The 8,711-nt window shown below is 66.9% G+C and carries 11 protein-coding genes and 1 pseudogene; 6 read left to right on the plus strand and 6 right to left on the minus strand.

Translation table 11 applies throughout. The features are described from left to right. Positions 1-1,396, minus strand: a 1,396-nt coding sequence (locus tag DD1DGNOD_RS10025; RefSeq protein WP_131769967.1) for a carotenoid oxygenase family protein, incomplete at its 3' end; no start/stop codon positions are given. Positions 1,397-1,643: 247 nt separating this feature from the next. Beyond that, positions 1,644-2,120 (minus strand): SRPBCC family protein, encoded by a 477-nt coding sequence (locus DD1DGNOD_RS10030; protein ID WP_131764662.1) that lies wholly within the window; start codon positions 2,118-2,120, stop codon positions 1,644-1,646. Positions 2,121-2,369: 249 nt separating this feature from the next. Here DD1DGNOD_RS10030 and DD1DGNOD_RS30770 point away from each other — a divergent pair. Beyond that, a pseudogene (locus DD1DGNOD_RS30770) lies at positions 2,370-2,573 on the plus strand (IS982 family transposase); the annotation flags it as partial. Here the strand turns inward: DD1DGNOD_RS30770 and DD1DGNOD_RS10040 are convergent. Together DD1DGNOD_RS10040 and DD1DGNOD_RS26790 are read right to left on the minus strand one after the other, a co-directional pair. Beyond that, positions 2,549-2,719 carry a hypothetical protein gene (locus DD1DGNOD_RS10040; protein ID WP_165034634.1) on the minus strand — a complete coding sequence of 57 codons (171 nt, stop codon included), beginning with the start codon at positions 2,717-2,719 and terminating at the stop codon, positions 2,549-2,551. The pseudogene DD1DGNOD_RS30770 and the gene DD1DGNOD_RS10040 sit on opposite strands and share 25 nt — an antisense overlap. A gap of 292 nt (positions 2,720-3,011) precedes the next feature. Then, the gene (locus tag DD1DGNOD_RS26790; RefSeq protein ID WP_165034633.1) at positions 3,012-3,158 is read right to left on the minus strand and encodes a hypothetical protein; all 147 of its coding nucleotides are present in this window, start codon (positions 3,156-3,158) and stop codon (positions 3,012-3,014) included. 13 nt (positions 3,159-3,171) lie between these two features. On the opposite strand from DD1DGNOD_RS26790, the gene DD1DGNOD_RS26795 reads away from it, so the two are divergent. Beyond that, a complete protein-coding gene (locus DD1DGNOD_RS26795; RefSeq protein WP_165034632.1) occupies positions 3,172-3,324 on the plus strand; it encodes a hypothetical protein in 153 nt (50 codons plus the stop codon). A gap of 115 nt (positions 3,325-3,439) precedes the next feature. After that, the gene (locus DD1DGNOD_RS10050; RefSeq protein WP_131769969.1) at positions 3,440-3,952 is read left to right on the plus strand and encodes a GNAT family N-acetyltransferase; all 513 of its coding nucleotides are present in this window, start codon (positions 3,440-3,442) and stop codon (positions 3,950-3,952) included. A 206-nt stretch (positions 3,953-4,158) separates the two neighbouring features. On the opposite strand, the gene DD1DGNOD_RS10055 is transcribed toward DD1DGNOD_RS10050, so the two are convergent. Continuing rightward, positions 4,159-4,728 (minus strand): TetR/AcrR family transcriptional regulator, encoded by a 570-nt coding sequence (locus tag DD1DGNOD_RS10055; RefSeq protein ID WP_131764660.1) that lies wholly within the window; start codon positions 4,726-4,728, stop codon positions 4,159-4,161. A 95-nt stretch (positions 4,729-4,823) separates the two neighbouring features. On the opposite strand from DD1DGNOD_RS10055, the gene DD1DGNOD_RS10060 reads away from it, so the two are divergent. Beyond that, positions 4,824-5,708 (plus strand): SDR family oxidoreductase, encoded by an 885-nt coding sequence (locus DD1DGNOD_RS10060; RefSeq protein ID WP_131769970.1) that lies wholly within the window; start codon positions 4,824-4,826, stop codon positions 5,706-5,708. On the opposite strand, the gene DD1DGNOD_RS26800 is transcribed toward DD1DGNOD_RS10060, so the two are convergent. Beyond that, positions 5,705-5,854 (minus strand): hypothetical protein, encoded by a 150-nt coding sequence (locus DD1DGNOD_RS26800; protein WP_165036568.1) that lies wholly within the window; start codon positions 5,852-5,854, stop codon positions 5,705-5,707. The two genes, DD1DGNOD_RS10060 and DD1DGNOD_RS26800, sit on opposite strands and share 4 nt — an antisense overlap. Before the next feature lie 629 nt (positions 5,855-6,483). On the opposite strand from DD1DGNOD_RS26800, the gene tgmB reads away from it, so the two are divergent. Together tgmB and DD1DGNOD_RS10070 are read left to right on the plus strand one after the other, a co-directional pair. After that, positions 6,484-7,461 carry an ATP-grasp ribosomal peptide maturase gene (tgmB, locus tag DD1DGNOD_RS10065; RefSeq protein ID WP_131764657.1) on the plus strand — a complete coding sequence of 326 codons (978 nt, stop codon included), beginning with the start codon at positions 6,484-6,486 and terminating at the stop codon, positions 7,459-7,461. Then, entirely contained in the window at positions 7,458-8,702 is a 1,245-nt protein-coding gene (locus DD1DGNOD_RS10070) for a methyltransferase domain-containing protein (RefSeq protein ID WP_131764656.1), read from the plus strand. Before tgmB ends, DD1DGNOD_RS10070 begins: the two co-directional genes overlap by 4 nt. Positions 8,703-8,711: the final 9 nt, after the last annotated feature.

An 8,711-nucleotide genomic window follows, 5' to 3' on the forward strand; every position in this document is an offset into this window, starting at 1 on the left:
AGCCGTCACCGCCGGCCGGGTCGGGGACGAACACCGGCGACTCGCCGGCGGTGCCGGCGGGGAACGACCACGCCGACTGTTCCGTCATCGTCTCTAGGTCGAGGCAGACCAGCGACGAAGGTATCTCCCGCACGGGCAGTTGCTCGATCGGAACGACACGGTACGGGTGCTTCCGGTACAGCTCGACGATTTCGGTGACCAGCATGTCGGGGTCGCATCCCCAGTACGCCTGCCACAGGTGGCGCCCCCGTTCCAGCGCTGGGGAACGCATGTCCCGCCCGTACAGCAAGGTGGCCCAGTGGCGAGTGGCATCGAGGAACAACCGGCTGTCCTTGACGTCACCGGTACGGCCGTCGATGACGTACCGGCCCACCGGCGACGCGTCGACCGGTGCGGACACGAAACCGTGCAGCCCCTTGGCGACCGCCTCGCCGGTTCCCCAGACCCGGTCGGTGTCCCGGAGCGCGTAGTTGAGGTCCCAGCCGTTGGAATGCGCCAGGTACATCGTCACGTCGTCGCCATCCTGCCGGTAGTCGGCGAAATGGTGGAACGACTCGCGCGGCACCCGGACGTGGGTCACCGGCACGGCGCGGCCTCGCCGTCCGTGGGTGAGGTCACGCTTGGCGACGAGATAGATGTCGGTGAACGGGAGGTGCGGTTTGGTGCGGTTGCGTCCGGCGACGCTACCCGGTTCGGGCTGAAACCCGATCTCGGTGAAGATGACGTAGTCCTCGGTGACCGTCACCTCGTGCACGCCCTGGACCAGGTGCGCCCCGGGGACGTACCAGGTCTCGATCTCGCCGTGGCCATCCCAGCGCACCACCCACAGCGGTCCCTCGACGTCCGTGGTCGAGCTGCCCCGGGGGCGGAGGTTGGTGTTGCACCACCACAGACAGCCCTCGTCGAGGTCCTCGACGGGGTGGGCCGCCGTGCGTACCCCGGGGAACAGGGGGTGCGCGGCGACCTCCGGATATTCGCTGACCCCGCCCAGAAAAGTGGTGAACTCCAGCGTCACCGGATCGAATTCGACCGGCCGTTGGCTGAGGCCGGTGAGCAGCAACCGGTCTCCGAAGAAGTGCGGTGCCACGTTGGTCAGGGCCGGCCGGGCGCCCACCATCAGCCGCGCCAACTCGGCCGGCGCCAAGGTCCGGGCCAGACCGGCCAGGATCGCCAGGTCCGGGGTGACCACCCGCGTCGTGCGCCAGTGTCTGGTGGCCAGGTCGACGTACGTGAGAATGCCTGGTCCGGCGAACATGAAGTCGATGGTGGTCGGCTGAGCCGGGCCGATGAGGAAGGCGTGGCCGGCTAACCCGTCCGGCCATCGACCCGCGGTCACGGTCAGCTCGACGTCGTATTCCGCGCTCGGCTCGAGAGCATGGTGAAGTGCGTGTCCCATTCCACTTTCCTCATCGGTGTAGCGGCGGCCTGGCGGCGCGGAAGCGGACGAGGAGGCCAGCCGGGTCGAAGAGCTCCTTCGGAATTCAACTCACCGCCGTGTCCGTGTCATCACCGAGGTGCTCGGGACGTCCATTCCATAGCACCTGATCCACGGGGACGATAACGGTGACAATCGATATCTTTCACGATTGACGCCCTTCACGGTTGCGCGATCGACGCCTTTCACGGAGGCAGCTATCTCGGCTTCACCCCTCTTCCAGCGCCCGTTTGATCGTATCCAGATAGTGGATGTCGGCGCTCTCGTCGGTCCACGCGTCCCGGTAGCGAAGCGGGATCGAGGCTCCGCCCGAGTAGCGCACGTCCACAGTGCGGCCGAACACGGTGCAATCGCCGTCCGCGAGAAAGGTGTAGGTGATGCCGACGTGAACCCTTCCGTCGGCGGGGTCAGAGGTCAGGGACGGGTCCGCCTCGATTCGCCAGAGCCACTCCGCCTCACTGGTATCGACGGTTGCGGCGGTCCACTCGAGTTCCACGATCTCTCCGCCGACCTCGACGACTTCTGTCCACCTCGCACCTGCCGGCGCCGGGCGGTGGACGTCACCCCGAACCGCTTTGGCCACGGGATGCGCCCCCACCCAGTTGGCCGGGGTCGTCACATAGTCCCACACTTCCACGGGCGATCGTGCGATGCGGGTGCTGGCGTAGGTCGTGATACTCAGCATTTCGTCCTCTCCAGCCTACCCAGGAAGGACATGCTTCCGGACGGGAGTCAAAACGGCTCCTTCGTCTCGGCCGCCAAGGGAGCGAACGGGGCCGACCGGTCCAGGATAGATGGAAGGAATTTCGTCGGGGTAGTCCCCGTCAGCAATCATTTCTCATGCTTATGGACTGATCGCAGATGACAATAGACGAGTAAGTCCGAAGTCCGGGTCAAGGTGCGGACATGCGGAGAGGGTACCCAAGATCGGTGTGTGACGACAGACCTGGACACCCTCCTGACCGCACTGTACGTACAAATCGATGATCGGATCGCACGGACCGGTGGGACCCGGTGGCTGGGCAGACCGCCACGGCTGACCGACTCCGAACTCGTCTGCCTCGCCGTCGCACAGGCCCTGCTCGGCCATCGCTCGGAAGCCCGGTGGCTGCGCTACGCGCGTAAGAACCTGGCCGGGAGGGTGTCGAGTACGTAGCGGAGGTTGTGCAGCGACGCGGGCAATGGCACCGGTGTCTGCAGGAACTCCCTGCCGGTCGGCCGCAGGCCGGTGACGAACATCCAGTAGATCGGGAAGACGCTGAACAGGGCGATGACGACCAGCACCAGGTGCGCGACCACCTTCGACGTGGGCGGGCGTCGCCATCGGCGGTGGTCGCCCCGGGGTGGCGGGTCGCCGGTCGGCGGGGTGGTCGGCGTCGTCGACGGTGGTCGGTAGTGGTTCGAGCACGAGCACGTGACTCCTCCTCAGGAGTCGTAGAAGCTGAGACGTTCCATCAGCCAGAGGCAGCCGAGGGCGATGACGCTGAAGGCTGCGAAGAAGAGCACACCCGCGGCCGACGAAAGGCCGGCGAGTCGCTAGATCGTTGCTCTTCGTACACCACGTCGGTGGACTCCGCTACGGGCCGCCGCTGGCCTGCCCGGGAACCTCTTCGTCAGCGACCCCGAACCGGTCGAACGGGTCGACCCAGGTGATGACCACGGCGGCCCCGGGCACGACGGAGCGTCGGGGTAGCCTCGGTACATACAGGACACCAACCGGCACGTATTCGCATCTGATGGAACTGGCGCAGGGACTGGACCGGCAGGCGAGCGGGCGAACTCTCATCGACGCCAACCTGAGCCGTGCCGACCTGTTCGGGGCCCGGCTGACCAGGGCGACCCCTCTGATCAGGAAACTGTTCGGCGTCCCTCTGCGACGGGTGAGATGACATGGGCCCAAACGCCTGTCATGGGACACGAGAACATTCCCGATCAGGAAGAGTTGAGGCTCGGCCACGAGAGAAGCTTTTGGGGATGGGCGTTCCGGTAGGGCAGAGTGCGACTATGGGCATCGACCGTGTGACGCTGCGGCCACTCGGCGAGGAGCTGCTGCAGGCTCTGCTGGCTGCGGCCGTCGCCGATGCCGACCCGCGGGAAGTAATGCCACCGGTCGAAGGACCATCCGGATGGACCGCACTCCGCCGGCAGGCGTTCCTACGGTTCCACCGGCTGCGTTCGCTGTCCGACGAGCCCGTCGAGACCACCTACGCCATCGTCGTCAGGGAAACGGTAGTGGGAGCCGCTCGTCTCGCCCCGCACAAGGAGACCGACACGGTCGAGGCAGGCGTGTGGATCGGACGCTCACTCCGCGGCTGCGGAGTAGGCGCCGCGGTACTTCGGCACCTACTGGAGGCCGCCCGGGCCGACGGCGCCCAGCGTCTCGTCGCGAGCACGCACATCGACAACATTCCCGCCCAGCGTCTGCTCACCGCGGCAGGCGGCGACCTGTCACAACACGACGCCACCACCGTTATCGCATGGGTGCCCCTCCAATCGCCCTGGGGTAGTCCCAGTTGAGGAACCCCTACCGGCACACCTAACGATGTCGGCGGCCGCGGGTCGCGGCGTCCGGAGGTCGGGGCGCGCCGGTCGGGCAGGAAGACCGGCCTGTGGTGCGGCCGGCCAACAGGCGGAGCAGCGGGCGGTGCCGGTCTGCCGGTGCACGTATTCGATCGCGCCGTCCTTGGGCACGACGCGGGCCGGCCTGTCGTTGCATCCGGCTTTCAGGTTGTCGCTGTGAGAAGTCCACCCATGGTGAGGTCCACGAGCCGGTCGGCCTGTTCCTTGGACATCTGCTCGGAGATCCAGGCGGCGGCGTTCATCAACGCGAAGATGTCGGTGCCCGTGGCGTCCTGGCGGAGGGCGCCGGCCTCGCGGGCCTTGACGATCAGTCGGTCGCCGATGTCGGTCATCTGGACGCATGATTGGTGGAGCTCGGAGGCCTGGTCGTCAACGCCCTCGGCCAGCATGGCGGCAAGTCCCTGGTAGGCGGCGGCGTGTTCGATGACTGCACGCACCCACGCGGTGAGCGCCACCGCTGCCGAAGGATGGGCGAGCAGTTCCTCGCCGCGGTCGAACACTGTGTTGTTGCGCTGGCGCAACAGCGCGCCGATGAGGGAGCGACGGGTGGGGAAGTGCGCATAGAGCGTGCCGATCGCCACGCCGGCCCGGCGGGCGATGCCCTCCAGCGAGGCGTTCGTTCCCTGCTCGCGGAACGCCGCGTCGGCCTCGACCAAAAGCCGGTCGTGGTTACGCTGCGCGTCGGCGCGCAGGCGTCGCCGGGAATCGGTCATCGGCCCTCCTTGCTAATCGAGGCATCCTCAGGATAGTTTTCCTGAGGCTCACTCAGATTATCGGGTGGGCCCTACCCTACCGCCAGGAGGTAAAAGTGATCTTGGTGACCGGTGCCACCGGCTCCATCGGAAGACCCCTCGTGCGCCGGCTCCAGAAGGACGGCGCCGCGTTCAAGGCGCTGGTCCGCGACGAGGCCAAGGGCCGCGTGCTGGGCTGCGACTTCGCCGTCGGCGACTTCGACGACCCTGGATCGATCGTTGCGGCCCTGGAAGGGGTCGACCGCCTGTTCCTCAACGGCGCCGGTGCGCACCCGGTGGAGGGGGAACAGCCGATGATCCGCCAGCAGAAGGCGGTCATCGATGCGGCGAGGAAGGCCGGCGTCGCAAGGATCGTGAAGGTGTCGGTCTGGCACGCCCACGAGGGCGGACGGCTCGCCGAAGGCGCACACTGGCAGATCGAGCAGTACCTGAAGGCATCGGGCCTTGGCTGGTCACTCCTGCAGCCGAGCAGCTTCATGCAGAACTTCATCACCGGGGCCGGTTCCTTCACCGTCGGCGGGGACCTGGTCGGCTCCTACGCGGATGCTCCGGTCTCCTACATCGACTGTGAGGACATCGCAGCCTGCGCTGCCACGCTGCTGACAGGCCCGTACGGCAACGGCGAGATATTCGTCCTCACCGGACCGCAGGCCCTCACCCACGCTCAGATCGCCGACAAGCTCTCCGCCGCGCTGGGGCGGACCGTGCGCTATGTGGATCTGCCCTCGGAGGAATTGGCCGCCACCTTGAAATCTCAGGGCCTGCCACCCCGATTCGCCGAAGATGTCGCCATCCTTCTCAAGGAGGTGGCGAGCGGCTCTCTGGCCACGACGACATCGGCGGTCCAAGATCTCACAGGCCGCCCTGCGCGCACCTTCGAGGACTTCCTGGCCGCCAATCACCAGGACCTGCAGGCCCTCCTAGCATCATCGCCCCACTAATCGGACGATCCGCTGGAGTCGGCGCAGCAACCCAGGAGGTAGATGTCCAGAGCGTTGTGGAAGATGACGCAGTTGGCCGGCAGGGTGTTGAAATTGATCATCTTTTCCCGCTCGACCGTTCGACCGTTCGACAAGGAAGCTGCCATCAGCCGCAATCCAAGCGGCCGGATACCTGGTGACGGCACGGCGGAATATCCATTCCACCAACTTCGGATCTAGTATCTGGAGGCACATCCGAAGATTTTTTGTCGGTTCGGCTCCCTGCCAGTCGCTACAGGGTGACAAGGCACATTGGTAGACAGACTGGGAGGAAGTACCTCTGATGACTGGTCAGCCGAGCCAGCGCGATCACAGCGTCGTTCTCGTCCGCGACCATCCCAACAGCTATGGGTCACCGGTTTTACGCGCCCTATGATCATCCCGCCGGATTATCGTGTTGATCGCTGGTCTTTGGTGGTGCGTGTAGGAGGTCCTGTGGCGCTCGGCGACGGCATGCTCCCGGATGATCCCCTGGTTCCGCCTGCGAGCAGGTTGCCGCTGTACCCACCGGGTGGCCGCGTGGCACCGAACCGGGAACCACCCGGACCGCCGCGGACCCGCCCCTTCGGGATGGGATATGCAATATCCGCGTCGGTTGTCGAGGCGGCAGGGGACAAGGACGGGAAGCATTCCCGCAAACCCACGCGGAAGACGGTGACCAAAGCAACGCACGAAACTGTCACACGCGACGGTGCCGGTGAAGGATACGAACCCGACAGTTACACCGAAGTCGTCTATGACTGATCCACGAGACTGCGTTGTTCTGGTCGTCACCGCTCCGAACGACGCAACCGCCGACCTCGTCGTCGACGCGCTGGAAAGAAGGTCTGTAGCAGTATTTCGGTTCGATATCGCCGAGTTCCCGCAGTCGCTGGAAATCGGCGTGTCGCTGGAAGAGAGGTGGAGGGGATACCTCCAACGCGGCGCGCATGCTGTGGATCTGGGCCAGGTGGGCGGCATCTACTATCGCCGGCCGGGGCCGTTCACACTGCCGGAGACGCTCACAGCAGCCGAACGGCGGTTCGCCGCCGCAGAAGCCCGGTACGGTTTCGGCGGCGTGCTGATATCCCTGCCGGGCCCGTGGGTCAACCATCCGTCACGTATCAGCCTGGCGGAGTATAAGCCTCTGCAGCTGCAGACCGCGGCACGCAGTGGGCTGCGTACCCCGCGCACCTTGATAAGCAATTCGGCGGTCCATACGGCGAAGTTCGCCGCCTCGTTGGACGGACCCATGGTGTACAAGCCGCTGAGCACTGGAGTCGTCGCCGAGGACGGGCAGGTCCGGCTCATCTACACCACGGTGGTGGATTCTGCTGCCCTGGACGAGGGGCCGGTGGCCTCGACCGCACACCTGTTCCAGGAGTGGATACCGAAGGCCCATGACGTCCGGCTGACCGCAGTCGGCAACCGGTGTTTCTCCGTGGCGATACACGCGGATTCCGCTGCCGCGCACACGGACTGGCGCGCGGACTACGACTCCCTGACATACCAGGCGATCGACACGCCGACCGATGTCCAGGATGGCGTCCGGTGTTACCTCGACCAGTTCGGGCTGATGTTCGGCGCTTTCGACTTCACCGTGACTCCGACCGGTGACTGGTATTTCCTGGAATGCAATCCGAACGGTCAATGGAGCTGGCTCGAGGAGATCACCGGCCTGCCGGTCGCAGGCGCCATCGCGGACGCTCTCACCGGAGCGGGGCATAACGGATGACCCGAGTGTTCCAGGAGACCCCGACCGATCGCGACGTGGCGGCCGACGCGGTGCCGGACTGGCCACGGCGGGCCCGTGACCTGGCCGATGCCGTGGCGGCGGTCGTCCCGGATCCGGACCGGCAGTGGTTGGATGCGGTGCGCGCCGTACCCCGCCATGTTCTCGTCCCGCGTTTCTGCCCGTGGCAGGGATCCGCCGGCCCATGCCCGCCCAAGGATGTCCTCGTCGACGGCGCCGACCCGGCTCAGCGGGACCGCTGGCTGGCCGCGGTGTACGCCGACGAGACCCTGGTCACCCAGATCACCCGTGTCCAGCTACCCGACGATGTCGGCGGTGGGACGCTGTGCCGGCCCACGAGCTCCTCCACGCTGCCGAGTCTGCTGGTCCGGATGCTCACCGACCTCGACGTGGCCGCCGGCATGCGCGTCCTGGAGATCGGTACCGGCACCGGCTACACCGCCGCGCTGCTGTGCGCCCGCCTCGGCGACCGCGCCATCGCCAGCATCGACCTGCACCCCGGCCTCATCGACGCCGCCCGGCGACGGCTCGCCGCGATCGGCTACCACCCAGCCCTGGCGACCGGTGACGGCGCCGACGGCATGCCCGCCCCCGCCCCCTACGACCGGATCATCACCACCGTCTCCGCCCCACTCGTCCCGACCGCCTGGATCGACCAGCTCCGTCCCGGCGGTCTCCTGCAGGTGGACCTGCGCGGTGACGCCGGCGGCCGGATCGCCCTGCTCAACCACGACCGGCCCGGCGTGCTCTCCGGCCGGTTCGCCGCCCACCCGGGCAACTTCATGCCCATGCGGATAGACCCCGACTATCCACTGCGCGCCGGCCACAACCTCTCCGTGACCATCGACGTGCGCGGCACCCGCCACACACACAGCACCATCGACCTGGCGGCCTTCGACCACCCCGGCTTCCGGCTGGTCCTGCACCTGCGGTTTCCCTCCGCGCGGGGATTCGTCCGCCAACCCGACGGGCACCGACGCGTCCTGGAGGAATCGGACGGTTCCTGGGCCGAGGTCCACCCCGCCAGCACACCCGGCAGTCCTCATCCCGTCCGCTACGCCGGCCCCCGGAATCTGTGGGCCACCGTCGAGGACGCCTACCGCCGGTGGACCCGCGCAGGCCGTCCCGGCCCGGCCCGGCTCGGGCTCACCGTCACGGCGGACCAGCATGAGCTCTGGGTCGACTCCCCGGACACGGTCCTCGCCCATCACCCCACTCCCTGACCCGGCCCT

Origin of the sequence: Candidatus Protofrankia californiensis, from assembly GCF_900634765.1 — a bacterium.
Classification (GTDB): Bacteria; Actinomycetota; Actinomycetes; order Frankiales; family Frankiaceae; genus Protofrankia; species Protofrankia californiensis.

Excerpts from the sequence above, each read along its gene's own strand:
- tgmB (WP_131764657.1), top strand. The coding sequence starts at position 6,484 with ATGACTGATCCACGAGACTGCGTTGTTCTGGTCGTCACCGCTCCGAAC.
- DD1DGNOD_RS10050 (WP_131769969.1), top strand. The coding sequence starts at position 3,440 with ATGGGCATCGACCGTGTGACGCTGCGGCCACTCGGCGAGGAGCTGCTG.
- DD1DGNOD_RS10030 (WP_131764662.1), bottom strand. The coding sequence starts at position 2,120 with ATGCTGAGTATCACGACCTACGCCAGCACCCGCATCGCACGATCGCCC.
- DD1DGNOD_RS10070 (WP_131764656.1), top strand. The coding sequence starts at position 7,458 with ATGACCCGAGTGTTCCAGGAGACCCCGACCGATCGCGACGTGGCGGCC.
- DD1DGNOD_RS26795 (WP_165034632.1), top strand. The coding sequence starts at position 3,172 with ATGGAACTGGCGCAGGGACTGGACCGGCAGGCGAGCGGGCGAACTCTC.
- DD1DGNOD_RS10055 (WP_131764660.1), bottom strand. The coding sequence starts at position 4,728 with ATGACCGATTCCCGGCGACGCCTGCGCGCCGACGCGCAGCGTAACCAC.
- DD1DGNOD_RS26800 (WP_165036568.1), bottom strand. The coding sequence starts at position 5,854 with ATGGCAGCTTCCTTGTCGAACGGTCGAACGGTCGAGCGGGAAAAGATG.